Below are 23,149 nucleotides of genomic sequence, written 5' to 3' on the forward strand. Positions count from 1 at the left end.
GAAGAAGGAATCACGATGTCCCTGAACACCCTCCAAGAACCGAAAACCGTAGCGCTGCACCGTCCAACGGCCGCCATCACCTTGCCGCCCGCCGCGACGTGGCCGCTGGACGACGTGATGGCCTTGTTCGACCTGCCGTTCAATGACCTGATGTTCCGCGCACAGGAAACGCATCGCGCCAACTTCCCGGACGGCGACGTCGAACTGGCCACGCTGCTGTCGATCAAAACCGGCGGCTGCGAGGAAGACTGCGGCTACTGCCCGCAGGCTGCGCGCTACGACACCGGCGTCGAAGCCAAGAAGATCCTCGACATCGACACCGTGCTGGATGCGGCCAAGCAGGCCAAGGACAACGGCGCGACCCGCTTCTGCATGGGCGCAGCCTGGCGCAGCCCGAAAGACCGCGACATGGACAAGGTCGAAGAGATGGTGCGCGAAGTGAAGGCGCTGGGTCTGGAGACTTGCGCCACGCTGGGCATGCTGGAAGAAAAACAGGCCGAGCGCCTGAAGGCCGCAGGCCTCGATTACTACAACCACAACCTGGACACCGCGCCTGAGTTCTACGACAACGTGATCTCGACCCGCGAATACCAGGACCGCCTGGACACGCTGGGCCGCATCCGCGAAGCAGGCCTGAAGGTCTGCTGCGGCGGCATCGTCGGCATGGGCGAATCGCGCCTGCAACGCGCGGGCTTGATCGCGCAGCTGGCCAACCTGAATCCGTATCCTGAATCGGTGCCGGTCAACCACCTGGTGCAGGTGGAAGGCACGCCGCTGTACGGCATGGACCCGCTGGACCCGTTCGAATTCGTGCGCACCATCGCCGTTGCGCGCATCACGATGCCTAAGGCGCGTGTGCGTTTGTCGGCGGGCCGTCGTCAGATGGGCGAAGCGGTGCAAGCCATGTGCTTCCTGGCCGGCGCCAATTCGATCTTCTACGGCGACAAGCTGCTGACCACCGATAACCCGGAAGCGGAAGACGACCGCACGCTGCTGGCAAAACTGGGCCTGAAAACCCGCGGCGCCGTGCTGGATTCGGCACCGAAGGAGAAGTGCGGCTGCTGACGCGTCGTTCCCGCGCAGGCGGGAACCCATACTCAGCATGGATTCCCGCTTTCGCGGGAACGACCGAGTTTCACGAGAACGATAAAAAAACTTCCAGCCACAAGCTGCAAAGAGAGAGACCATGTTCACAAAAATACTGATCGCCAACCGTGGTGAAATCGCCTGCCGTGTGGCCGCTACCGCGCGCCGCATGGGCATCAAGACCGTCGCCGTGTACTCGGAGGTGGACGCCAATGCCAAGCACGTCGCAGTGTGCGATGAAGCGGTGCTGATCGGCCCCGCCGCCGCCAAGGAAAGCTATCTTCGCGGCGAGAAGATCATCGCCGTCGCCAAGGCCACCGGCGCGCAAGCCATCCACCCGGGCTATGGCTTCCTGTCCGAGAACGCCGAATTCGCCGACGCCTGCGCCGAAGCGGGCCTTGTGTTCATTGGTCCTCCAGCATCGGCGATGCGCGCGATGGGCTCCAAGTCCGCCGCCAAGCAGCTGATGGAAAAGGCCAACGTGCCACTGGTTCCCGGCTACCACGGCGAACAGCAGGACGCCGACTTCCTGCATGCGCAGGCCGACAAGATCGGCTACCCGGTACTGCTGAAGGCTTCGGCCGGCGGCGGCGGCAAGGGCATGCGCGTGATCGAGAACTCGGCGCAGTTCAAGGACGCGCTGGCATCGTGCAAGCGCGAGGCGATCAGTTCTTTCGGCGACGACAAGGTGCTGGCGGAGAAATACCTCCAGCGTCCGCGCCACATTGAAATCCAGGTGTTTGCCGATACCCTCGGCAACTGCATCTACCTGTTCGAGCGCGATTGCTCGGTACAGCGCCGCCACCAGAAGGTGCTGGAAGAAGCACCCGCACCGAACATGCCGGCCGAACGCCGCGCAGCCATGGGCGAAGCGGCGGTCGCCGCCGCCAAGGCCGTCGGCTACGTGGGCGCCGGCACGGTGGAGTTCATCGCCAACCAGGACGGCTCGTTCTACTTCATGGAGATGAACACCCGCCTGCAAGTCGAACACCCTGTCACCGAAATGATCACCGGCACCGACCTGGTGGAATGGCAACTGCGCGTGGCCGCCGGCGAGCCGCTGCCCAAGCAGCAGCACGAGCTGGCCATCAACGGCCACTCGATCGAAGCCCGTATCTACGCGGAGAATCCGGAGAAGGGCTTCCTGCCATCGATCGGCACGCTGCGCCACATGGAGACGCCGGGCGCGGTCTCCTTCGAATTGGGCGGCGCCGTCAACCTGCCGGCGGGCGTGCGTATCGATTCCGGCGTACGCGCCGGCGATGCTATCTCGCCGTTCTACGATCCGATGATCGCGAAGCTGATCGTCTGGGGCGCGGACCGCAAGCAGGCCTTGGCCCGCATGGCGCAGGCGCTGTCGCAGTACCAGATCGTCGGCCTGGCCACCAACATCGCCTTCCTGAAACGCCTGGTCGAAGGCCAGGCCTTCTCGACGGCCGACCTGGATACGGGCCTGATCGAACGCAATCACGACGCGCTGTTCCCGGCCGCCCACGCGGCGCCGGATGCGGCGCTGGCGCTGGCCGCCGTGTCGCTGATCGAATCCGAGAAGGACCGCTCGGCCGCGCAATCCGGCGCCAACGCCGCCGACCCGTGGGGCCAGGCGCTGGGCTGGCGCATGAACCATCCGTATCTGCGCTCGCTGTCCTTCGGCGACGAGTTCGCGGCGGAGCAGCCGTACCAGGTCAACATCAGCTACCGCGCCGCCGACTGGCTGTTCAGCGTCGGCGCCGCCCAACCGCAGGTATTGAGCCTGATGTCGCAGGACGGTAATGACCTGAGCATCAAGCTGGGCGAGCAGGCCGTGCACGGCACGGTGCGCCGCGACGGCGACGTGCTGCATGTGTTCACCAACGGCGCGCACTATCCGCTGGCCTACAACGATCCGATGGCCCACGCCGGCGAGACCGAAGCCGAAGGCGGACGCCTGACCGCGCCGATGCCGGGCAAGGTGGTGGCCGTGCTGGCCGCCAAAGGCCAGGAAGTGAAGAAGGGCGACGCGCTGGTCATCATGGAAGCGATGAAGATGGAGCACACCATCGCCGCGCCGCACGACGGTGTGATCGACGACATCCTGTACAGCGTGGGCGACCAGGTCGCCGACGGTGCACCGCTGCTGGCGTTCAAGACGGCGTAAGGAGGACACCATGCGTATTCTGCTACATCGGGCGGACGGCAAGACCGAGCCGTGGATCAAGGACTTTGCCAAGTACCTGCCGGAGGCCGAAGTCGAAATCTGGCATGCGGGTGAAAAAAACCGCCCCTGCGACTACGCCGTCGTGTGGTCGCCGCCGGAGGCCATGCTGCCGGAACTGGCGCAGGTAAAGGCGATCTTCGTCACCGGCGCCGGCGTCGACGCGCTGCTCAAGTTTAACGACGCGCTGCCGTCGCACATCCCCATCATCCGCCTGGAAGATGCCGGCATGGCGCTGCAGATGGCGGAATACGTGACGCACTCGGTGCTGCGCTACTTCCGTCGCCTGGACGAATACGAAGTCCAGGCGCGCGCCGGCCAATGGCTGCCGCTGCCGCAGCATCCGAAGGAAGACTTCGCGATCGGCGTACTGGGCATGGGCGTGCTGGGCACCCGCGTGCTGGAGGCGCTGGCGCCGTTCGGCTTCCCGCTGCGCGGCTGGAGCCGCACCGAGAAGAGCATGGCGGGCGTGCAGTGCTTCCACGGCGCCGAAGGCTTGGACACCTTCCTGCGCGGCAGCCGTGTACTGGTCTGCATGCTGCCGCTGACGCAGGACACCAACAACCTGGTCAACCGCACCAATATGAGCAAGCTGCCGCAAGGCTCCTACCTGATTAACGTGGCGCGCGGCGCGCATGTGGCCGAGCCGGACCTGCTGTCGCTGATAAAGTCGGGCCACATCGCCGCCGCCACGCTGGACGTGTTCCGCAACGAGCCCTTGCCGGCGCAGCATCCGTTCTGGCAGGAGCCACGCATCACGATCACGCCGCACATCTCGGCGCTGACGCTGCGCCGCGAGAGCGTGCAGCAGATCGCCGAAAAAATCCGCAAGACCGCGAAGGGCGAAACCGCCGCCGGCGTGGTCGACCGCAACCGAGGATATTGATATGAACAGTTTGCCGAAACAGGTAAAGATCGTCGAAGTCGGCCCGCGTGACGGCCTGCAAAATGAAAAAGAGAGCGTCCCCGTCGAAGTGAAGATCGAGCTGGTGAACCGCCTGACCAGCGCCGGTTTCCAGAACGTCGAAGCGGCGTCCTTTGTGTCGCCGAAGTGGGTGCCGCAGATGGCCACCAGCAAAGAGGTGATGGCCGCAATCCAGCGCAAGCCGGGCGTGATCTACTCGGCGCTGACGCCGAACATGCAGGGCTTCGAAGCGGCGCTGGCCGCGCAAGCCGATGAAGTGGTGATCTTCGGTTCGGCCTCGGAGGCGTTCTCGCAAAAGAACATCAACTGCTCGATCGCCGAATCGATCGCGCGCTTCGAAGGCGTGGCGAAAGCGGCCAAGGATAACGGCCTGCGCCTGCGCGGCAGCATCAGCTGCTCGTTCGGCTGCCCGTACCAGGGCGAAGTGCCGCTGGATGCGGTGGCCGACGTGGTGGGCCGCATGCGCGACCTGGGCTGCGACGAGATCGACATCGCCGACACCATCGGCGTGGCCACGCCGCGCAAGACGCAGGCGGTGATGGAGACGGCGATCCGCGCCTTCCGCCTCGACGGCTTGTCCGGCCACTTCCACGACACGTATGGACAGGCGCTGGCCAACATCTACGCCAGCCTGGAGCTGGGCATCGCGATTTATCACTCGTCGGTCTCGGGCCTGGGCGGCTGCCCGTACGCCAAGGGCGCCACCGGCAACGTGGCCACCGAGGACGTGCTGTACATGATGCAAGGGCTGGGCATCGACACCGGCATCGACCTCGATATCGTGGTCGACGCCGGCCAGTTCATCTCGCAGTTCCTGGGCCGCAAAGGCGCCAGCCGCGCCGGCAACGCCATCGCCGCCAAGCGCGCCGGCTAACCACCGGGGGTCAAGTCTGACAATCGGACACGGGCTCAGCCCTGAGCAGTCGCTAAGGCAGAGCCTGTGTCCGATTGTCAGACTTGACCCCACCGGTTTCGACGAACTCGAATTCGAGCAGGGCGTCGTCCGGCCAGTCCTGGTCGTGGACCGGCGCCTGGTAGACTTTGCCGCCATCTTCCAGCAAGTCGGCCGGCAGCTTGCTGCGGCGGCCGTTCAGGCTGAGGTACATCGCGGCGATCGGACGCGGAGCGATGTTGTCGACCTTGATCCGCGCCGTCACGCAGGGCTGTCCCGCTGCGTTGAGCATTTTGCGGAACAGATAGGGCAGCTCGTATTGTTCAACTGCCCAGCGCACCGCGCACTCCAGCCGCAGGTCGCCCAGGCGGCGGGCGTTCGGCGGCACGCCGGGCGTGTGCACGTCCGGACGCCAGCGGAATGTGCCCGGCCTGCGGTTGAGCATCAGCTCAGCATCCTGCTTGAGCGCGGCCTCGCTGCGCGGCACGGCGAACGTGCCATCGTCCGCGACCGCCAGCGGAATGCTCATGTCATCGCCAGCCACGCGCAGCTTGATGTCCTTGAGCGAGGCGCCGGCCACCTTGGGCAGCAGCACGAAGCGCAGCGACGCGGCGGGCGCCATGCTGTGCTGCTGGTCGAAGACATCCAGTCCCGCATTGAAGGCGCGGTAGGTTTTCCAGTCCGGGTCTTTGCTGGTGCTGACCACCACCGACGCAGGACCATCCTCGGCGCAAACGGGATTCATCAACAACCCTTGCAACAGCAGCCAGCCGGCCAGCGGCACGCAGCGCATCTTCATGCGCGGCGGAAGGCGTTGCGCAGGTAGTACAGGGCGGCGGCGGCGATCAGCAGCAGCGGGATCAGCGAACCTTCGACGCCGAACACGCCGCCGGTCAACAGCGTATTGCCCACCAGTTCGCCGCGCAGCAGGCCGTCCGTGGCGGCGTGGCCGGAGACGGTCGACGAAAACACCGTGCTGACGCAGTAGTTCCAGGCCACGTGCGAGCCGATGCAGATCCACAGGCGGCGCGTCTTCATATAGAGCGCGGCCTGCAGCACGCCGTAGACGGTGATCACGCCGACCGCAAGGAAGGACACGCCTTCGTTCGGCAAGTGGCCCAGGCCGAACACCAGCGACGAGATCACGATGGCGGCCTTGCTGCCCAGCGAACGTTCGGTGACGCCGAAGATCACGCCGCGGAACATCGCCTCCTCGGCCAGGCCGACCAGCGCCAGCTCGGCCAGCGACACCAGCATCATGACGCTGAAGGGATTGACGCCGTCGAAGCGGTAGACGCCCAGCACACCCAGCAGCGCAAAGGTCAGCGCCACCAGTGCGCCGCCAAGCAGCAGGCCGGCGCCCAGTTCGCGCGCCATGCCGGACGTGGCCAGCTCGGTAGGCTGCCGCTTTTCGATGCGGCGCAGGTAGAAGCGGTAGCCGATCCATACAAACACCGCGGCCAGCAGCTGTGGCCAGACGATGCGGTAAGGTTTGGCCACCAACTGCGCGGCGACGATCATCGTCAGCGGCACGGCGGCAAAGGTCAGCACCAGGCCGAGCACGATGCGTATTAGCGGATGGGCCATCAGGCGCGATGCCAGGGAGGGTTTGGTGCTTGCCATGCTCAGCGTGTTTTCCATCGTCTCTGTCCTCAAAGGGTTGGTTTTGTTTTGCTGTGTGCTGCGCGGATGCGGTCGCCGAAGGAGCGCTGCTCCAGCACGGCGATGGCTTGCGCCAGGCATTCCGACAGGGGGAAATCCAGATCGGCATCGAGGCTGTCGGCGGCGCGCTTGGTGGCTTGCCAGCATTCCTGCAGGCGGGGCAGCAGCGCCTCGCCCTGGCTGCTCAGGCGCACCACGCGCTGGCGGCCATCCGCGCCGCTGGCCTCGACCAGCAGCAAGCCTTCCTTTTTCATCAGCGCCACCGTTTGCGTCACCGCCGGTTGCGTGATGCCGGCCAGCTCGGCCAGCTGGCCGATGGTCGCGCTGCGCTGCTGCGCCAGGGCCCGCATCACCGGCGTGTAGCGGGGCCGGTAATCCAGGCCGGCGTCCGTATAGGCCTGTTGAACCGCGCCGTCCAGCAGTTCGATCAGGTGTCGTAGTTGGGTTCCGAGTCCTTGTTTCATGCAGCGATGGTAGCACTATTTATATAAGCGCTTATATATATTTTCAAAAAAAAAAGCGCTCGGGATAAAAAAAAGACCCAAGAGCCTGAGCTCTTGAGTCTTTTCTCTTGAATCTGGTCGGAGTACAAGGATTCGAACCTTGGACCCCCTGGTCCCAAACCAGGTGCGCTACCGGGCTGCGCCACACTCCGAAGAAGCAAGATAATACAAGCTGCTCCAGTATCCGTCAAGTGTCACTATGAAATCAGTATGTACCATGGCGATTTTTTTTCAATGTGAGATTATGGCGGTGTGCAGACCTTATCTAAACAACCATGAGCGCGGTTCTCTCACAATTCCAGCCTGCGCCGCTGCGGCGGCCGGGGATAGTCGCGGGCATCGCCGTCTCGCTGGTGCTACATGCGGCGCTGATCTTCGGCTGGCGGCTGGCGGCGCCGAGCGCGCCCGATGAGACTAAGCCGGCCAAGACCATGACGGTCTGGCTGCAGCCGCCTGCGCCGCCCAAGCCCATCATTGCCAAAGTCGAGCCGCCGCCGCCAAAACCGGAGCCGGTCCAGCCGCGCAAGAAAGAGCGCCCACAGGTGGCCGAACGCGCCAGCCCGCCGAAAGCCGTCGCCGCAGCCGCAGCTGAGTCCGCGCCAGCGCCGGCCGCCGCGCAGGCGATCACACTGCCGCCAGCCAGCACGGCGCCCGATCCGCTGCACCCGGAGCTGCAACCGAAGCAGTTCGACATGAACGCGGCGCTGAAAACGGCCCGCAAGGAAGCCAACGCCAAGGATCCGGCCCGCGCCGGGCTGCCGGTGGCGCAGCTGGAAGACCATCCGCTCTATCCCGAGCAGCGGGATAGCAAGCTGGCGCGCGACATCAAGGGCGCCGCCCGGCCAAGCTGCCTCAAGGAAGGCGGCAACCTGTTGACTCCGCTGATCTGGCTGCTGGACAAGAAGGACAGCGGCTGCAAATTCTGACTAGCCTGTGATTACTCTTCGCCCTTGAGCTGCAGGGCGCGGTCGTACAGCGCATTCTTCTTGCGGCCGGTGATCTGCGCCGCCAGGTTGGCGGCCTGCTTGACCGAGCACTCGGTCAGCAAAATCTTGAGGATGCGTTCCGCTTCCACATCCTGCTCGTCCTCGGCGGCCGGGGTGCCGGCCAGCAGCACCACGAACTCGCCTTTCTCTCGATGGGCATCGGCCCGTATCCACGCTTCCGCCTCGGACAGCGGGCAGCGGTGGATTTCCTCGAACATCTTGGTCAGCTCGCGCGCGAACACCACCTGGCGCTCCGGCTCGAACACCGCCGCCAGCGCGGTGGCGCAATCGAGGATGCGGTGCGGCGCTTCGTAAAACACCATGGTGGCCGTCACCGCGCGCAGCGTGCCGAGGAAGTTTTCGCGCTGCTTGGCCTTGGCCGGCAGGAAGCCGACGAAGAAAAACTGATCGTTGACCAGCCCGCTGGCCGACAAGGCCGTCACCGCCGCCGACGCGCCCGGCAGCGGCAACACGCGCAGGCCGGCCGCCCGCACCGCGTCGACGATGCGCGCGCCGGGATCGGACACGGCCGGCGTACCGGCGTCCGACACCAGCGCGATGCGCTCGCCGGCTTGCAGGCGGGCGATCAGCGTGTCCGCCACTTCGCGCTCGTTGTGCTGGTGGGCGGCGATCAGCGGCTTGTGCAGGCCGAAGCGGGTCATCAGCTGGGCGGTGTTGCGGGTGTCTTCGCAGGCCACGGCATTGACCAGGCTCAAGACGTGCAGCGCCCGCAGGCTAATATCCGTCACATTGCCGATCGGGGTCGCCACGACGTACAAGGTTGCGCTAGGATAGGTCTGGTGCGCCATTTCGCCCATCACGGGCAGGGTGGCGATGGAGCTGGATTCTTGTGCGGTCATTGGGGGTAGGATGAATAGTGTGAGGTTGTCGCTGCTGTGTGCGGTCGCGGCACTGGTCAGTGCGTGCAGCACGCCTTTCTGCAACGCGCCCGGAGGATTGTGCGCGCCCGGCTCATCAAATACAAGTGCGGCGCCGTACCCGCAGCCGCCGGCCCGGCCCGCGCCGCTGCCCAAACCGCCTCCTGAACCGACGCCGCCGCCGGCGGAAACCTTCGCCGTCACGCTGCCGGGCATGGCCGCCGTCGCGCCCACCGCAGCCGGAGCCGGCCTCGCCGATCCGGGCCGGAGCCGCGCAGCCGACGAGGCCGCCCAGCCATCCAACGCGCCGATCCGCATGGCGCTGCTGCTGCCGCTGCGCTCGGAGGCCCTGGGCCAGGCCGCGTCATCGGTGCGGGACGGCTTCCTGGCGGCCTGGGAGCGCGACCGCGACAACATCAGCGTCACCGTGATCGAAACCGGCGACGTGCCGCAGGACGTGCTGGCCAGCTACGCCCGCGCCCAGCAGCAGGACGACATCATCATCGGCCCGCTGGCGCGCTCCGCCGTGGCCGCCATCGCCGCCAGCCCCTTGACGCAAAAACCGACCATCGCATTGAACTATCCCGAAGGCTACGGCCAGCCCGGCGCGGTGCCGCTGCCGCCGTCCATGCTGGCGATGGGCCTGTCCATCGAAGAAGAAGCCCGCCAGGCCGCCCAGTGGGCCGCCGCCGCCCATCCGGGCAGCACGGCCGTGGTATTGAGCACCAGCACGCCATGGCAGCGCCGCGTGGCGGCCGCCTTCGCCGCCCAGTGGCAGCGCCACGGCCTGCCGGTCAAGCAGGTCGAGCTGAGCGCGCCCGACGGCTACCTCAGCGACCCGGAGCTGGTGCAACTGCGCGCCCGCCTGCGCGACGACCTGCCCGGCCTGCTGTTTTCCGCCATGGGCGCGGACCAGACCCGCCAGCTGCGCGGCGCCCTGGGCGACAATTTCAACGGCGAACCGGCCAACCCCATCTTCAGCACCGCCGACGCGCTGCCGCCGCCACCGGCCCCGGCGCCGTCCGCGCCGCTGCGCGCGCTGCCGGTCTACGGCACCTCGGCGCTGAACGCCGGCAGCGGCAACAACAGCCCGACCCAGGAGCTGGACGGCGTGCGCCTGCTGGACCTGCCATGGCAAATCCAGCGCGACCACCCGGCCGTGATGGTCTATCCGCATCCGCCGCAGCCGGGCAGCGCCGACCTCGAACGCCTGTACGCGCTGGGCATCGACGCCTACCGCGTGGCGCGCGAGATCGCCCGCCATCCGGTCGGCCGCTTCCACCTGGACGGCGTGACCGGCCGGCTGACCATCGATTTCGGCCAGGGCGCGGCCAGTTTCGAGCGCGTCGAGCAATCGGCCGTGGTCAAGAACGGCGTGCCGCAGCCGGTCACGCCGCCGTGAGGCCGCCATGCCGCGGACCGAGCAACAGCGCCTGGGCCGGCTCGGCGAAGACCGCGCGCTGGCGCATTTGCTGCAGCAAGGCCTGGTGCTGGTCGAACGCAACTTCCTGTGCAAGGCCGGTGAGATCGACCTCATCATGCAGCACGGCGCCCACCTGGTGTTTGTCGAAGTGCGGCGCCGGGCGGGCAGCCGCTACGGCGGGGCCGCCGCCAGCGTCACGCCGGCCAAGCAGCAGCGGCTGATCCACGCCGCCCAGTTCTATCTGTTACGCTACCCCAGCCTGCCGCCATGCCGCTTCGATCTGGTCGCCATCGACGGCGAGAAGTTGTCATGGATGCAAAACACGCTAGAAATGTAAGCATTTTTAACAGCACTTGTCCGGCTCGTTGAGCGGCTGCACTATAATCAGCACACTATGAATAATCAACGCATACTCTCGCACTTCCACGAAAGTGCCGAACTCAAAATCCAATCCGCCACCGTCCTCGCTCCGCACATCGCGCAAGCGATCGAGCTGATGTTCTCGGCGTTGTCCAACGGAAACAAGATTCTGGTGTGCGGCAATGGCGGTTCCGCCGCCGACGCCCAGCACTTCGCGGCCGAACTGGTCGGGCGCTTCGAGCGCGAGCGTTTCCCGCTGCCGGCCATGGCGCTGACCACCGATACCTCGATCCTGACGGCGGTGGCCAACGACTACAGCTACCGCGAGATCTTCTCCAAGCAGGTGCAAGCGTTCGGCCAGGCCGGCGACATCCTGCTGGCGTTCTCGACCTCGGGTAACTCGGCCAACGTGATGGCGGCGATCGAAGCGGCGCTGGAGCGCGAAATGCGCGTAGTCGCCATGACCGGCAAGGGCGGCGGCGCCATCGGCAAGATGCTGACCGACGCCGATGTGCACATCTGCGTGCCGGCCGACCGTACCGCCCGCATCCAGGAAGTCCATCTGGTAACCATACACTGCATTTGCGACGGCATCGACGTCGCCCTATTCGGAGGAGATGTGAATGACTAATCCCGGCGCTATCTGGAAACAAGTACAACGGCCGCTGGCCATGAGCGTCCTGTGCGGCGCCATGCTGGCGTCGCTGTCGGGCTGCGTCGCGCTGGTCGCGGGTGGCGCCATTTCCGGAACGCTGGCCGCTACCGACCGCCGCACCCTGGGTGCGCAGACGGAAGACCGGGCGATCGAAGTCAAGGGCGGCATCAAGCTCAACAACGTCATCGGCGATGCGGGTCATACCAACATCAACAGTTTCAACCGCCGCGCCCTGCTGACCGGCGAAGTGCGCGACGAGGCCATGAAGGCCGCCGCCGAGCGCGAGCTGCGTTCCATCGAAGGCGTGCTCTCGGTCATCAACGAGCTGGAAATCGCCGGACCGTCGAGCTACACCTCGCGCTCCAACGATGCGCTGATCACCACCAAGGTCAAGGCCAGCCTGGTCGACATGAAGGATATCTCGGCCAACTCCTACCAGGTGGTGACGGAGCGCGGCGTGGTCTACCTGCAGGGCCGCGTGACCCAGCGCGAAGGCCAGATCGGCGCCGACGTGGCGCGCGGCGTCAGCGGCGTGAGCAAGGTGGTCAAGGTGTTCGAGTACATCACCGAAGAAGAGTGGAAGAGCTACCAGCCTAGCAAACCGGCCGGCAACTCGTAATTCCGGGGAGGTCTATAATGGCCTCACCTTCTTCGATGTCTGGGCTTATCATGCAAGAGACCAAATCCTCCCCCGGCTGGGTCAAGCCGGTCGTGGCCGCCGTGTTGATCGGCGCCATCGGCCTGGGCGCCTACCTGACGCTGAACCAGCGCCAGAGCGCGCCGGACGTCACCTTTGTCAGCATCAAGGGCGAAAAGATTTCGCCGGCCAGCTTGCGCGGCAAGGTGGTGATGGTCAATTTCTGGGCCACCTCGTGCACCACCTGCGTGGCCGAGATGCCGAAGATGGTCGACACCTATAACAAGTTCAAGGGGCAGGGTCTGGAGTTCGTCGCCGTGGCGATGAACTACGACCCGCCCAACTACGTGCTGAACTATGCTGAAACGCGCCAGCTGCCGTTCAAGGTGGCGCTGGACGCCGACGGCTCAGCCGCCAAGGCCTACGGCAACGTGGCGATGACGCCGACCACCTTCGTGATCGGCAAGGACGGCAAGATCCTCAAACGCTACCTGGGCGAACCCGATTTCGCCGCCCTGCACCAGCTGCTGGAAGCATCACTGCACGGCTAAAAGCCGGCCTGCAGCGACAGGTACAAACCGTGCTGCTTCTTCGGATTGAAGATGGTGATGTCGCCCAGCTCCGCATACGCGGCCGTCACTGAAAAGTTCTTGCTCGGGAACCAGGCGACGAAGGCATCGTAATACGCCTTCTCGTTGTCCACGCCCAGGTTGTGCGGCTTGCGCCGGTACTCGGCGCCCACCGCCAGCTTGCGGTTGACCAGGTAGGCCGCCGACACTTCCGGCATCAGCCGCTGGCTGTCGCCCTTGTCGCCGCCGAATCCCAATATCCCCATCTGGTTGGCGCGCGTGGCCCGCAGCGTGCCGTTCAGCAGCAAGCTCTGCTCGAATAAAATCTTGGTGGCCGCCACGTAGTAGTCGTAGCCATGATCGTCCTTGGCGCCCAGCTGCGTCACATTGGTCACGCCCAGCGCGCCCAGCCCGCCGATGCCCTTGTTGCGCTTGTACAGCACGCCGATCGCCACCTGCGGCATCCAGTTGTCCTGCTCGTAGACGGCGTCGCCCGCCACCTTCAGTTTCAGGCCCAGGATGTCCTGCTTGATGTTCAGCAGGTTCAGCGGCGCCAGGCTGCCCTTGAATTCCTGCTTGGCCAGCGAAATCTCCAGCCGGTCGGCGATGCCCACCGCCACGCCGTAGCTATTGAGCTTGTAGTCCTGCGTATCGACGTAGGTGTAGTGCGCGTTCGCGCCCCAGCTGTCGCGCGAGCCGTAGCCGCTGATCAGCGCCCACGGCGTGATGCCGCCGCCGCCCGCGCCCTCCACCTGGCTGACGCCGCCGGTGGCGAGGAACTTGCCCATGTCCGGCCTGGCCTGCGCGGCCGCGCCGCCGCAAGCCAACGCGGCTATCAAAGCTGGGATGATGTGTTTCATTGTTCTTCTCCTGGCGGGATTATTTGGTCACGATGGCGCGCTGCATCGGCGCCAGCTTCGCGATCAGCTTGTTCGATACGCTGCTGGGCACATTGTTCTGCTCCATCGCGATCTGCAAGTCTTCCGCCAGCGCGTTGAACATGGCGTTGGTGATCTTCAAATCCTGGTGCACGGTGGTCATGTCGCGCACGGTGCCGACGCCGTCCATCGTCTTGTCGCGGTATTTGCCGGTGTACTTGCACGGGCCACCGGCGAACTCGCAGAACTGTTCCTGCAGCCGCACGTTGAGCTGCGCCATGTCGAAGTCGGCGAAGCTGTCCTTGATGCGCGGATCGGCCAGCAGCATCGGCACGAAGGTATCGACAATTTTCTTGATACCTTCCTTGCCGCCCAGCCCGCGGTAGGTGGAGTCATCGGTGTAGGGAGTTTGCGCCGTGGCCAGCGAGGAGGCCAGCAACAGGCCGAGTGCGGCCGTTCTTGCGAAGTTCATCATCTCTTATCCTTATGAGTGAGGTCCATGCCCGGCTACAATTTAGCAGCTATTTCGGATACAGAACCATCTGTGTGCAACGGAACAACGCTATCGTTTTACCAGTTGCCTTGTTGGTGACGATGGCGTCCCACACCTGCGTGGTGCGGCCCAGGTGCACCGCCTTGGCGGTCGCCACCACGACGCCATCGCGCGCCGTGCCCAGGTGATTCGATTTCAATTCGATCGTGGTAAAACTGTTCGCCCCTTCCGGCAGGTGCGAGAAACAGGCGTAGCCGCAGGCGGTATCGGCCAGCGTCACCACGCTGCCGGCGTGCAGGAAGCCATTCGGCGCCAGGTGGCGCGGCGTCACCGCGAACTCCGCCACGATCTCGCCTTCGGCCACGCCGGTGATGACGATGCCCAGGTGATCGGGCAAAGTGCCCTTGCCGAACTGGTTAAAATATTCGGGGTTGAATTTGCTGGCGTCCATGACTGTCCTTTGCGAGAGGGGGCTTGCGCCCGACGCCAGCGATGATAGCAACTTTCACCCTACATCACACGGACCCAGTTGCCTTTGTAGAGTATCGGTCCGGTCGGCCCGTTGGGATTCGGCGAGCCGCCCTTCGGTTCCAGCGTGACCGCCAGCAGCGCCACGTCGTCGCCGATGGCCTTGCTGGTCATCGCCAGCCTGACCTCGCCATGATCGCCGACCAGGCCCAGCGAACGCGGGTTGCCCGACTTCGGCACCGCCCACAGCTCCAGCGATTTATCGCCCGGCACCGCCGCCGCGCCGACCACGCGCACCGTCATCGCCTGATGACGGCTGTCGCCGGTCAGCACCAGCGCGGTCTGGGCCTTGTCGTCGGCCAGCGTGGCGATGTAGTCGAGCTGCGGCGCTTCCAGCGTGCGCGTGGCCACCACCACCACCAGCACCGCCGCGACGGCGCTCGACGCCACGCCCAGCGAACGCCAGAACGTCACCGACTCGTTGCGCCAGAACTGCCAGGCCGCATAGGCGCTCGGCAGGTTCAGGCGGCGCTCGATGCCGCGCCACACCTGCTTGCGCGGCGTCTGCGCGGTCGAGAACTCGGCCAGCGGCGTCAGCCTGTCCTGCCATTCGACGACGATGCGGCGCAGCGCCGCGTCATTGTGCAGATAGCCTTCGAAGCGGCGGCGCGCGCCGCCCTTCAACGTGCCCAGCACGTATTCGGCGGCCAGTTTTTCGCGCAGCGGGGCGTTGTCGCGGAGGTTCACGCGCGTTCTCCCTTGGCCAGGCAGGTCTTCAGTTTTTCCAGGCTGCGGCGTATCCAGGTCTTGACGGTGCCGATCGGCAGCGCCATCTGCTGCGCCACTTCGCTGTGCGACAAATCATGGAAGAAGGCCAGGCCGAGCACCTGCCGGTGCAGTCCTTCCAGCGCGGACATGCAATAGGCCAGCGCCTTGGCGTCGCGGCTCATTTCGAGTGCCTCGATGGGCGTGGCTCCGGGATCGTGCAGTGCATTGATAACCTCGCTGTCAAACTGTTCCCCGTCGATTTCGGTGGTGGCGTCGCTACGGCGCAGCAGGTCGAAGGCCTTGTTGCGCACGATGGTCGTCATCCAGGTCATCGGTGCGGCTAGATGGCTCTGGTAGCTGCCGGCGTTGTTCCAGATCGCGACGAAACTCTCTTGTATCACCTCTTCGGCAAGTTCGCGCTTGATCAATATACGCAGCGCGAAGCCAAACAGTTTCGCTGAGGTTGCATCATAGAGTGAACGAAATGCGACAGCATCGCGCCTGGCCGCGCCATGCAGCCAGGTACGCAGCTGCTGGGGATCGAGAGTATTCGCGTCGGACACTGCGGGCCTTGGGGGAAGTGGAGGAAATGAGCAAGCGTGAGAAAAATACCATATCCCGCGTACGCGCGAACACAAATATATTTTGAATCCGATCGCCCCATCCTCGCGTACATGCCCCATCGATAACGCACTGCGAGGGCAATACCATGATCGAACGCAGCATCGCCGGGCTGATCGCCGCCGCCATCGCGGGTTGCGCCGCTGCGGCCGAGGTAGAACCAGGCGCCAACGACGCGCCGTCCAGCCGCGTGATCGTGTTGGCTCATTACGACAACGCGCTCGGCACCTCGGACGCCGCCAGCCAGGGCACGGTCACATCGGCGCTGATCGCCAGCCGTCCCGCGCTGCGCACCGGCGAGCTGCTGGAGTTCGTGCCCGGCATGATCGTCACCCAGCACAGCGGCGACGGCAAGGCCAACCAGTACTTCCTGCGCGGCTTCAACCTCGACCACGGCACCGACTTCGCCACCTATGTCGACGCCATGCCGGTCAACCTGCGCAGCAACGCGCACGGCCAGGGCTACTCGGACCTGAACTTCCTGATCCCCGAACTGGTGCAGCGCATCGACTACAAGAAGGGCAGTTACTACGCCGACGAAGGCGATTTCTCGTCGGCCGGTGCGGCCCACATCCGGCTGGCCGACCGCCTGCCGCAGGGCAGCGCCAACCTGACGCTGGGCAGCTACGGCTACCAGCGCGGCGTGCTGGCCGATTCGTTCGCGGCGGCCGGCGGCACGCTGCTGTACGGCCTGGAACTGAGCCGCAACGACGGCCCGTGGCAGACGCCGGAGCAGGTGCGCAAAGCCAGCGCCACGCTGCGCTACACGCGCGGCGATGCGCAGAACGGTTACAGCATCACCGCCATGGCCTACCGCAACCGCTGGAACGCCACCGACCAGCTGCCGCAGCGCGCGGTGGACGACGGCCGCTTCGACCGCTACGGCAGCGCCAACTCCAGCGACGGCGGCGACACCTCGCGCACCAGCCTGGCGTGGGCCATGCACAGCCGCGGCGAGGGCAGCATCACCGAAGCATCGGCCTATCTGGTGCGCTCCAGCCTGGACCTGTACAGCGACTTCACCTACCTGCTCAACGATCCGGTCAACGGCGACCAGTTCCAGCAAAGCGAGCGCCGCACGATGGCCGGCTTCAATGCGAGCCAGACGTGGGTCCGGCAGTTTGCCGGCATCGACATGCGCAACAAGTTCGGCGTGCAGACGCGCTATGACCGCATCGCGCCGCTCGGCCTGTACCACACAGTCGCGCGCCAGCGCATCGCCACCGTCAGCGAAGACCGCGTCAACGAAGCCAGCGCCGGCCTGTATTGGGAGAACACCAGCTACTGGTCGCCATCCTTCCGCAGCATCGCCGGCTTGCGCCATGACGCCTATCGCTTCAACGTCAACGGCGCGAGCACGCAGGCGCACAAGACCTCGCCCAAGCTGTCGCTGATCTTCGGGCCGTGGCGCAGCACCGAGTACTTCGTCAACTACGGCGCCGGCTTCCACAGCAACGACGCGCGCGGCGTGCTCAAGGCCGCCGATCCGGCCACGCCGCTGGTGGGCACACGCGGCGCGGAGCTGGGCGTGCGCGGCGCATGGCTGCCCGGCCTGCAAAGCTCCCTGTCTCTATGGACGCTGGATATCGATTCCGAACTGGTGTTCGCCGGCGACAGCGGCGACACCGAGGCGACTCGCCCCAGCCGCCGCCGTGGCGTCGAATGGAGCAACCACTACATCGCCGCGCCGTGGCTGCTGTTCGATCTGGACCTGTCGGCATCGCACGCGCGCTACCGCCAGGACGACCCGGCCGGCAACCACGTGCCGGAGGCGCTGGACAAGGTGGCCTCGTTCGGCGTGACGATCAAGGATATCGGCCGCTGGTCCGGCGGCTTCGAGCTGCGCTACTTCGGCCCGCGCCCACTCATCGAGGACAACAGCGTGCGCTCGGCCGCCACCACATTGGCTTACGGCCGCATCGCTTATCAGCTGGACCGCAAGACGAAGCTGACGCTGGACGGCTTCAACTTGTTCAACCGCCGCGCCAGCGACATCGATTACTACTACGCCTCGCGCCTGCCGGGCGAGCCGGCGGAGGGCGTCAACGGCGTGCACTTCCATCCGGTCGAACCGCGCACGCTGCGGCTGACGCTGAGCCGGAATTTTTAAAACGAATTTTTAAAACATAAATATTGACGAACCTGAATCCGATTTGAATCGTGCGGCGTATATCACCGTGCAGTACCTGGCAGGTCAACCTATAGGGGAGGATACAAGATGCAAACCATCGTCAAACACGCAATGCGCGCGGCCGTCATCGGCGCCATCGCCAGCGCATTCGCACCGGCGGCCATGGCGTCCAGCCACCGCGAAGCACCGTTCGTCACGCAGAGTCCCAAAGTCGACGGCACCGACTTCTACATGTTCCGCAGCTACGAAAGCGGCCGCGCCAACTTCGTTACGCTGATCGCCAACTACATCCCGCTACAGGATGCCTACGGTGGCCCGAACTACTTCGCCATGGACCCGAACGCGCTGTACGAGATCCACATCGATAACAACGGCGACGCCAAGGAAGACCTGACCTTCCAGTTCCGCTTCACCAACACCAACAAGGACACCAAGCTGACCGTCGGCGGCAAGCAGGTATCGATACCGCTGGTGATTAACGGCGGCGCCATCGCCGGCCCGAACGCGGCCGGCGCGAATGTGCGCGAGACCTACACAGTCAACGTGGTGCGCGGCGACCGCCGCACCGGCGCCAAGGCCGCCGTCACCAACGCGGCCGACGGCACCAGCACCTTCGACAAGCCGCTCGACAATATCGGCAACAAGTCGATTCCGAATTACGCGGCGTATGCGGCGGCGCACGTCTACAGCGTCAACATCCCCGGCTGCAGCACGCCGGCGCGCATGTTCGTCGGCCAGCGCAAGGATCCGTTCGTGGTCAACCTCGGCGAGACTTTCGACCTGGTCAACATCAAGGCGCCCGCCACCGAATTCAGCGCCAACGCCGAGAAGGCCGCCAAGGACGACCTGGCCGACAAGAACGTGACATCCATCGAAATCGAAGTCGCCGCGTCCTGCCTGACCGCCACCGGCAGCAGCGATCCCGTCATCGGCGGCTGGACCACGGCCAGCGTGCGCCAGGCGCGCCTGCTGAACCCGACGCCGAACACCAGTACCGCATCGAAAGAAGGCGGCGCCTGGACGCAGGTATCGCGCCTCGGCATGCCGCTGGTGAACGAGGTCGTCATCGGCCTGAAGGACAAGGACACCTTCAACAGCAGCAAGCCTTCCGGCGATGCGCAGTTCGCGACCTACGTCACCAATCCAACGCTGCCGGCGCTGATTGAAATCCTGTACGGCAGCGCCGGCGCCAAGGCGCCCACCAACTTCCCGCGTAACGACCTGGTGGCGGCCTTCCTCACCGGCGTCAAAGGATTGAACCAGCCCGCCACCGTGGTCGCCTCCGAGATGCTGCGCCTGAACACATCGACGCCAGCCGTCGCGATGGGCGCGCAGAACCGCCTGGGCGTGATCGGCGGCGACAATGCCGGCTTCCCGAACGGCCGCCGTCCCGGCGACGACGTGGTCGACATCGCGCTGCGCGTGGTGATGGGCAAACTGTGCACGCTGAACCTGGGCTGCGCTCCGGCCGACGCACCGGCCGGCGGCCTGCACTTCACCGACGGCGCCTATCTGGACGACAGCTACTTCACCGCCGCCTTCCCTTACCTGAAGACGCCGATCGCCGGTTCGCCGCAAACCTCGGGCGTAACTTCGGCACGGAGCAAGCCATGAAGTACCTCGGCCTGATCGCGCTGCTGGTGCTCAGCGCATGCGGAGGCAGCACCAGTTATGACGACCACACGCCGGTGACACCGACACCGCCACCGCCGGTGGTGACGCTCGATGCCTTCTACACGGCAGTGCTGGCGTTCATCGGCGACGGCAGCGAAAGCTCCGCCGAACCCATGGCGACGGACACCGTAGTCGCCACCGCGCCGGAAGACACGGAACCGGTCGTGTACAAGTAAGCCTTGCAGCACAAGGGCGGATGCGAGTGCATCCGTCCGTTTTTCCGTTTGAGGTCGAGATGAAGAAGCCGATTTTTGCCTTGCTGCTGCTTGCGGCGGCTGCCGCGATCCAGGCTGCGCCCTACGTTCCCGCCAGCGGCGCGCAGGTGATCGAGACGCTGCCGCGTCGCGGCGATCCGGTGCAGCAGGAGCTGCGCCGCATGCGCAGCGAATTGAACGCCCATCCCAACGACGTGGCGCTGGCCACCGCGCTGGCCACGCGCTACATCACGCTGGCGCGCAGTGAAACCGATCCACGCTACCTTGGGTATGCGCAAGCGGCGCTGGCGCCGTGGTGGTGGTTGACATCGCCGCCGGTACCGGTGCGCCTGCTGCGCGCCACGCTACTGCAAAGCACCCACCAGTTCGAACCCGCGATGGCGGACCTGAAGGCCGTGCTGGCAGCCGATCCAACCAACGCACAAGGGTGGCTGACGCAGGCCACCGTGCAAACCGTGCAGGGCGACTACGCCGGCGCCTCCGCCAGCTGCGCGCACCTGTCTTCGATGTCGATAGAACTGATCACCATCACCTGCATCGCCAACGTGGGCACGGTGACGGGACGCTCGCTGAAAAGCGAACAACTGCTGGACCTGACGCTGGAACGCAGCAGCAACGCGCCGGCCGCGCTGCAAGTATGGGCCTTGACGCTGCTGGCGGAAATGGCGCAGCGGCGCGGCGCGGCGGACATCGCCGAGGCGCGCTACAAACGCGGCCTGGCCCTGAGCCCGCGCGACAGTTATCTGCTGGGCGCTTATGCGGATTTCCTGCTGGAGCAGCGGCGCGCCGGCGAAGTCGCCACCCTGTTGAAGGACCAGACCCGCATCGACGCGCTGCTGCTGCGCCGCGCATTGGCCTTGCAGCAGCAGGGCAGCGCAGACAAGGCGCTGGCTGCGGACGTGCAGGAACTGGCGGCCCGCTTCGACGCCGCCGCCCAGCGTGGCGACACCGTGCACCAGCGCGAGCAGGCGCGCTTTGAGCTGCTGCTGCGTCGCGATCCGGCCAGTGCGCTGACGCTGGCCCGCAAGAACTGGGCGGTGCAAAAAGAACCGGCCGACATCCACATCTATCTGGAAGCGGCGGTGCAGGCGCGCGATGCAAGCGCCGCCAAGCCGGTGCTGGACTGGATCGCGCTGCACCACACCGAGGACGTGGCGGCGGCACGCCTGGTCCGCCAACTGCAAACGGGGACATGATGAAACGCCTGCTCTTGTTCTTCGCACTGTTGTGCGGCGCGGTGCTGCCGGCCTGGGCGCACAAACCGAGCGACAGCTACCTGTCGCTGGAAGTGCAGGGCGAACGCATCGCCGGCCAGTGGGACATCGCGCTGCGCGACCTGGACTTCGCCATCGGCCTCGATCAGGATGGCGACGGCAAGCTGACCTGGGACGAAATCCGCACGCGTCACGCGGCGATTGCCGCCTACGCGCTGGAGCGCCTCAGCATCGCCACCGACAAGGGCGCGTGCCTGATCGACACCGACGAACAACTGATCGACGACCACACCGACGGCGCCTACAGCGTGCTGCGTTTTCACGTCACGTGCCCAAGCCCTCTGGCGGCGCTGACCATCAACTACCGGCTGTTCGACGATCTCGATCCGCAGCACAAAGGCTTGCTGCGCCTGACGCATGACGGCGTAACGTCGACGGCGATATTCGATCCTGCGCATGCGCGTCAGAGTTTGTCGCTATCTTCGCCGGACCGCTTGCAGCAGTTCGGCGCTTACGTGAAGGACGGCGTGTGGCATATCTGGATCGGCTACGACCATATCCTGTTCCTGCTGTCGCTGCTGCTGCCGGCCGTGATGCTGGGCGCGCGCGGCACGCCGTCGGCCAGCCTGCGCGAGTCCTTCATCGATGTGCTGAAAGTGGTGACGGCGTTCACGCTGGCGCATTCGTTGACCCTGACGCTGGCCAGCCTGTCTTTGATCGCGCTGCCGTCACGCTGGGTGGAATCGGCGATTGCGGCCTCGGTGGTGCTGGCGGCGTTGAACAATGTCTATCCGCTGTTCCGTGGGCGGCGGCCGTTGGCGGCGTTCGCGTTTGGGCTGATCCACGGCTTCGGCTTCGCCAGCGTATTGATCGATCTGGGCTTGCCGCAGGGGGCTTTGCTGACGAGTTTATTCGGCTTCAATCTGGGCGTGGAGATCGGGCAGTTGTGCATCGTCGCCGCGTTCCTGCCGTTGGCGTTCGCGTTGCGCGGCACGTGGTTCTATCGCAGGCTGTTGACGGGCGGCTCGGTGGCGATTGCGCTGGTGGCGGTGGTGTGGCTGGTCGAACGTGCGTTCGACCTGAAACTGATCAGCGCCTGATCAGGCCCACTGGATCGGTGCTTGTCCGTTGGCGATGAGGTATTCGTTCGCGCGCGAGAATGGTTTGCTGCCGAAGAAGCCCTTGTGAGCAGAGAAGGGCGATGGATGCGGCGAGGTGATGACCAGGTGTTTTCGCCCGTCGATAAAGGCTTTCTTTGAAATCGCGTAGCTGCCCCACAGGATGAACACCAGCCGTTCGCGTTGTTCGGACAAGTGGCGGATGGCGCTGTCGGTGAAGGTCTCCCAGCCTTTGTGGGCGTGCGAGCCGGCCTCGCGGGCGCGCACGGTGAGCACGCTGTTCAGCAGGAATACGCCTTGCTGCGCCCAGTCCGTCAAATCGGTCTGGCGGCGGTCGAGGCCGAGGTCGTTGTACAGTTCCTGGAAGATGTTTTGCAGGCTCGGTTGCGGGCGGTTGCCTTCCGGGACCGAGAAGCAAAAGCCCATCGCCGCGCCGGGCGTGTGGTACGGGTCCTGGCCGAGGATGACGACTTTGACGTCATCGAACGGCGTCAGATCGAAGGCCCTGAAGATGTTCTTGCCGGCCGGGCAGCACTGATGCGCCGCATACTCCGCCCGCACGAAGGAAGTGAGGCTTTCCCAATAAGGCTGTTCAAACTCCTGCTCCAACCGCGCCTTCCAGGAAGCCTCGATACGAACACTCATTTATTTTCCTTTATTTAAATTTTTTAAAAACACAATTATAATATTATATTAATTTTTATAAAAAATATCGTACTCAGACAAAATAAAGACTGTTTCGAGTAATAATTATTCAATATTTCTTACTGCTCAAAGATTAATCATTGCTTCTATTATA

At 65.0% G+C, this 23,149-nt stretch carries 25 protein-coding genes and 1 tRNA gene; 15 read left to right on the forward strand and 11 right to left on the reverse strand.

Annotated features, from left to right (window positions below; translation table 11 throughout):
- Nucleotides 1-15: 15 nt before the first annotated feature.
- The 4 genes from bioB to GEV02_RS08800 all read left to right on the forward strand — a co-directional run bounded on the left by bioB (nt 16) and on the right by GEV02_RS08800 (nt 5,079).
- The gene (bioB, locus tag GEV02_RS08785) at nt 16-1,065 is read left to right on the forward strand and encodes a biotin synthase BioB (RefSeq protein ID WP_152808082.1); all 1,050 of its coding nucleotides are present in this window, start codon (nt 16-18) and stop codon (nt 1,063-1,065) included.
- A 121-nt stretch (nt 1,066-1,186) separates the two neighbouring features.
- Nucleotides 1,187-3,223 carry an acetyl/propionyl/methylcrotonyl-CoA carboxylase subunit alpha gene (locus tag GEV02_RS08790; protein ID WP_152837668.1) on the forward strand — a complete coding sequence of 679 codons (2,037 nt, stop codon included), beginning with the start codon at nt 1,187-1,189 and terminating at the stop codon, nt 3,221-3,223.
- Nucleotides 3,224-3,233: 10 nt separating this feature from the next.
- A complete protein-coding gene (locus GEV02_RS08795) occupies nt 3,234-4,166 on the forward strand; it encodes a 2-hydroxyacid dehydrogenase (RefSeq protein WP_152837669.1) in 933 nt (310 codons plus the stop codon).
- 1 nt (nt 4,167) lies between these two features.
- A complete protein-coding gene (locus tag GEV02_RS08800; protein ID WP_152837670.1) occupies nt 4,168-5,079 on the forward strand; it encodes a hydroxymethylglutaryl-CoA lyase in 912 nt (303 codons plus the stop codon).
- 52 nt (nt 5,080-5,131) lie between these two features.
- On the opposite strand, the gene GEV02_RS08805 is transcribed toward GEV02_RS08800, so the two are convergent.
- From GEV02_RS08805 to GEV02_RS08820, 4 genes are all read right to left on the reverse strand, one after another.
- Nucleotides 5,132-5,896: a hypothetical protein gene (locus tag GEV02_RS08805; RefSeq protein ID WP_152837671.1), complete on the reverse strand. Its 765-nt coding sequence runs from the start codon at nt 5,894-5,896 to the stop codon at nt 5,132-5,134.
- Nucleotides 5,893-6,738, reverse strand: a complete 846-nt coding sequence (locus GEV02_RS08810; protein WP_152837672.1) for a CPBP family intramembrane glutamic endopeptidase — start codon at nt 6,736-6,738, stop codon at nt 5,893-5,895. The genes GEV02_RS08805 and GEV02_RS08810 overlap by 4 nt, the downstream gene beginning before the upstream one ends.
- An 11-nt stretch (nt 6,739-6,749) precedes the next feature.
- Nucleotides 6,750-7,223: a MarR family winged helix-turn-helix transcriptional regulator gene (locus GEV02_RS08815; RefSeq protein ID WP_152837673.1), complete on the reverse strand. Its 474-nt coding sequence runs from the start codon at nt 7,221-7,223 to the stop codon at nt 6,750-6,752.
- A 114-nt stretch (nt 7,224-7,337) separates the two neighbouring features.
- A tRNA-Pro gene (locus GEV02_RS08820) sits at nt 7,338-7,414 on the reverse strand.
- A gap of 123 nt (nt 7,415-7,537) precedes the next feature.
- On the opposite strand from GEV02_RS08820, the gene GEV02_RS08825 reads away from it, so the two are divergent.
- Nucleotides 7,538-8,188: a hypothetical protein gene (locus tag GEV02_RS08825; RefSeq protein ID WP_152837674.1), complete on the forward strand. Its 651-nt coding sequence runs from the start codon at nt 7,538-7,540 to the stop codon at nt 8,186-8,188.
- Nucleotides 8,189-8,199: 11 nt separating this feature from the next.
- Here the strand turns inward: GEV02_RS08825 and rsmI are convergent, their stop codons facing one another.
- Nucleotides 8,200-9,108, reverse strand: a complete 909-nt coding sequence (gene rsmI, locus GEV02_RS08830; RefSeq protein WP_152837675.1) for a 16S rRNA (cytidine(1402)-2'-O)-methyltransferase — start codon at nt 9,106-9,108, stop codon at nt 8,200-8,202.
- Nucleotides 9,109-9,118: 10 nt separating this feature from the next.
- Between rsmI and GEV02_RS08835 the strand changes: the two genes are divergently transcribed.
- Genes GEV02_RS08835 through GEV02_RS08855 form a run of 5 tightly spaced genes read left to right on the forward strand, consistent with a single transcriptional unit; the run spans nt 9,119 to nt 12,752 of the window.
- Nucleotides 9,119-10,528, forward strand: a complete 1,410-nt coding sequence (locus GEV02_RS08835) for a penicillin-binding protein activator (RefSeq protein ID WP_152837676.1) — start codon at nt 9,119-9,121, stop codon at nt 10,526-10,528.
- A gap of 7 nt (nt 10,529-10,535) precedes the next feature.
- A complete protein-coding gene (locus tag GEV02_RS08840; RefSeq protein WP_152837677.1) occupies nt 10,536-10,886 on the forward strand; it encodes a YraN family protein in 351 nt (116 codons plus the stop codon).
- A gap of 57 nt (nt 10,887-10,943) precedes the next feature.
- Nucleotides 10,944-11,540 (forward strand): phosphoheptose isomerase, encoded by a 597-nt coding sequence (locus GEV02_RS08845; protein WP_117012266.1) that lies wholly within the window; start codon nt 10,944-10,946, stop codon nt 11,538-11,540.
- Nucleotides 11,533-12,183, forward strand: a complete 651-nt coding sequence (locus tag GEV02_RS08850; RefSeq protein ID WP_152837678.1) for a BON domain-containing protein — start codon at nt 11,533-11,535, stop codon at nt 12,181-12,183. The genes GEV02_RS08845 and GEV02_RS08850 overlap by 8 nt, the downstream gene beginning before the upstream one ends.
- Nucleotides 12,184-12,233: 50 nt before the next feature.
- Nucleotides 12,234-12,752: a peroxiredoxin family protein gene (locus GEV02_RS08855; protein WP_152837679.1), complete on the forward strand. Its 519-nt coding sequence runs from the start codon at nt 12,234-12,236 to the stop codon at nt 12,750-12,752.
- Here GEV02_RS08855 and GEV02_RS08860 read toward each other — a convergent pair.
- From GEV02_RS08860 to GEV02_RS08880, 5 genes are read right to left on the reverse strand one after another with little or no spacing between them, the layout of a single operon-like run.
- Complete coding sequence (locus tag GEV02_RS08860) at nt 12,749-13,630, reverse strand: DUF3034 family protein (RefSeq protein WP_152837680.1); 882 nt, start codon at nt 13,628-13,630, stop codon at nt 12,749-12,751. The genes GEV02_RS08855 and GEV02_RS08860 overlap by 4 nt on opposite strands.
- Before the next feature lie 19 nt (nt 13,631-13,649).
- Complete coding sequence (locus GEV02_RS08865) at nt 13,650-14,123, reverse strand: group I truncated hemoglobin (protein ID WP_152837681.1); 474 nt, start codon at nt 14,121-14,123, stop codon at nt 13,650-13,652.
- A gap of 46 nt (nt 14,124-14,169) precedes the next feature.
- Nucleotides 14,170-14,592, reverse strand: coding sequence for a PaaI family thioesterase (locus GEV02_RS08870; RefSeq protein WP_152837682.1), 423 nt, complete (start codon nt 14,590-14,592; stop codon nt 14,170-14,172).
- 59 nt (nt 14,593-14,651) lie between these two features.
- Entirely contained in the window at nt 14,652-15,356 is a 705-nt protein-coding gene (locus tag GEV02_RS08875; protein ID WP_328595760.1) for an anti-sigma factor, read from the reverse strand.
- On the reverse strand, nt 15,353-15,940 hold the full coding sequence (locus tag GEV02_RS08880; RefSeq protein ID WP_328595761.1) for a sigma-70 family RNA polymerase sigma factor: 588 nt from the start codon (nt 15,938-15,940) through the stop codon (nt 15,353-15,355). The genes GEV02_RS08875 and GEV02_RS08880 overlap by 4 nt, the downstream gene beginning before the upstream one ends.
- A gap of 146 nt (nt 15,941-16,086) precedes the next feature.
- Between GEV02_RS08880 and GEV02_RS08885 the strand changes: the two genes are divergently transcribed.
- From GEV02_RS08885 to GEV02_RS08905, 5 genes are all read left to right on the forward strand, one after another.
- The gene (locus GEV02_RS08885; RefSeq protein ID WP_152837684.1) at nt 16,087-18,108 is read left to right on the forward strand and encodes a TonB-dependent receptor; all 2,022 of its coding nucleotides are present in this window, start codon (nt 16,087-16,089) and stop codon (nt 18,106-18,108) included.
- A 108-nt stretch (nt 18,109-18,216) separates the two neighbouring features.
- Nucleotides 18,217-19,743, forward strand: coding sequence for a DUF4331 domain-containing protein (locus GEV02_RS08890; protein WP_217433119.1), 1,527 nt, complete (start codon nt 18,217-18,219; stop codon nt 19,741-19,743).
- Entirely contained in the window at nt 19,740-19,979 is a 240-nt protein-coding gene (locus GEV02_RS08895) for a hypothetical protein (RefSeq protein WP_152837685.1), read from the forward strand. Before GEV02_RS08890 ends, GEV02_RS08895 begins: the two co-directional genes overlap by 4 nt.
- Before the next feature lie 59 nt (nt 19,980-20,038).
- On the forward strand, nt 20,039-21,214 hold the full coding sequence (locus GEV02_RS08900; protein ID WP_152837686.1) for a tetratricopeptide repeat protein: 1,176 nt from the start codon (nt 20,039-20,041) through the stop codon (nt 21,212-21,214).
- Nucleotides 21,211-22,332: a HupE/UreJ family protein gene (locus GEV02_RS08905; protein ID WP_152837687.1), complete on the forward strand. Its 1,122-nt coding sequence runs from the start codon at nt 21,211-21,213 to the stop codon at nt 22,330-22,332. Before GEV02_RS08900 ends, GEV02_RS08905 begins: the two co-directional genes overlap by 4 nt.
- Here GEV02_RS08905 and GEV02_RS08910 read toward each other — a convergent pair whose 3' ends face one another.
- Nucleotides 22,333-22,995: a uracil-DNA glycosylase gene (locus tag GEV02_RS08910; protein WP_152837688.1), complete on the reverse strand. Its 663-nt coding sequence runs from the start codon at nt 22,993-22,995 to the stop codon at nt 22,333-22,335.
- Nucleotides 22,996-23,149 lie beyond the last annotated feature (154 nt).

Source organism: Rugamonas aquatica (assembly GCF_009380215.1).
Classification (GTDB): Bacteria; Pseudomonadota; Gammaproteobacteria; order Burkholderiales; family Burkholderiaceae_D; genus Rugamonas; species Rugamonas aquatica_B.

Coding starts and splice junctions, on each gene's coding strand:
- bioB (WP_152808082.1), top strand. CDS start 16: ATGTCCCTGAACACCCTCCAAGAACCGAAAACCGTAGCGCTGCACCGT.
- GEV02_RS08790 (WP_152837668.1), top strand. CDS start 1,187: ATGTTCACAAAAATACTGATCGCCAACCGTGGTGAAATCGCCTGCCGT.
- GEV02_RS08795 (WP_152837669.1), top strand. CDS start 3,234: ATGCGTATTCTGCTACATCGGGCGGACGGCAAGACCGAGCCGTGGATC.
- GEV02_RS08800 (WP_152837670.1), top strand. CDS start 4,168: ATGAACAGTTTGCCGAAACAGGTAAAGATCGTCGAAGTCGGCCCGCGT.
- GEV02_RS08805 (WP_152837671.1), bottom strand. CDS start 5,896: ATGAAGATGCGCTGCGTGCCGCTGGCCGGCTGGCTGCTGTTGCAAGGG.
- GEV02_RS08810 (WP_152837672.1), bottom strand. CDS start 6,738: ATGGAAAACACGCTGAGCATGGCAAGCACCAAACCCTCCCTGGCATCG.
- GEV02_RS08815 (WP_152837673.1), bottom strand. CDS start 7,223: ATGAAACAAGGACTCGGAACCCAACTACGACACCTGATCGAACTGCTG.
- GEV02_RS08825 (WP_152837674.1), top strand. CDS start 7,538: ATGAGCGCGGTTCTCTCACAATTCCAGCCTGCGCCGCTGCGGCGGCCG.
- rsmI (WP_152837675.1), bottom strand. CDS start 9,108: ATGACCGCACAAGAATCCAGCTCCATCGCCACCCTGCCCGTGATGGGC.
- GEV02_RS08835 (WP_152837676.1), top strand. CDS start 9,119: ATGAATAGTGTGAGGTTGTCGCTGCTGTGTGCGGTCGCGGCACTGGTC.
- GEV02_RS08840 (WP_152837677.1), top strand. CDS start 10,536: ATGCCGCGGACCGAGCAACAGCGCCTGGGCCGGCTCGGCGAAGACCGC.
- GEV02_RS08845 (WP_117012266.1), top strand. CDS start 10,944: ATGAATAATCAACGCATACTCTCGCACTTCCACGAAAGTGCCGAACTC.
- GEV02_RS08850 (WP_152837678.1), top strand. CDS start 11,533: ATGACTAATCCCGGCGCTATCTGGAAACAAGTACAACGGCCGCTGGCC.
- GEV02_RS08855 (WP_152837679.1), top strand. CDS start 12,234: ATGCAAGAGACCAAATCCTCCCCCGGCTGGGTCAAGCCGGTCGTGGCC.
- GEV02_RS08860 (WP_152837680.1), bottom strand. CDS start 13,630: ATGAAACACATCATCCCAGCTTTGATAGCCGCGTTGGCTTGCGGCGGC.
- GEV02_RS08865 (WP_152837681.1), bottom strand. CDS start 14,123: ATGATGAACTTCGCAAGAACGGCCGCACTCGGCCTGTTGCTGGCCTCC.
- GEV02_RS08870 (WP_152837682.1), bottom strand. CDS start 14,592: ATGGACGCCAGCAAATTCAACCCCGAATATTTTAACCAGTTCGGCAAG.
- GEV02_RS08885 (WP_152837684.1), top strand. CDS start 16,087: ATGATCGAACGCAGCATCGCCGGGCTGATCGCCGCCGCCATCGCGGGT.
- GEV02_RS08890 (WP_217433119.1), top strand. CDS start 18,217: ATGCAAACCATCGTCAAACACGCAATGCGCGCGGCCGTCATCGGCGCC.
- GEV02_RS08895 (WP_152837685.1), top strand. CDS start 19,740: ATGAAGTACCTCGGCCTGATCGCGCTGCTGGTGCTCAGCGCATGCGGA.
- GEV02_RS08900 (WP_152837686.1), top strand. CDS start 20,039: ATGAAGAAGCCGATTTTTGCCTTGCTGCTGCTTGCGGCGGCTGCCGCG.
- GEV02_RS08905 (WP_152837687.1), top strand. CDS start 21,211: ATGATGAAACGCCTGCTCTTGTTCTTCGCACTGTTGTGCGGCGCGGTG.
- GEV02_RS08910 (WP_152837688.1), bottom strand. CDS start 22,995: ATGAGTGTTCGTATCGAGGCTTCCTGGAAGGCGCGGTTGGAGCAGGAG.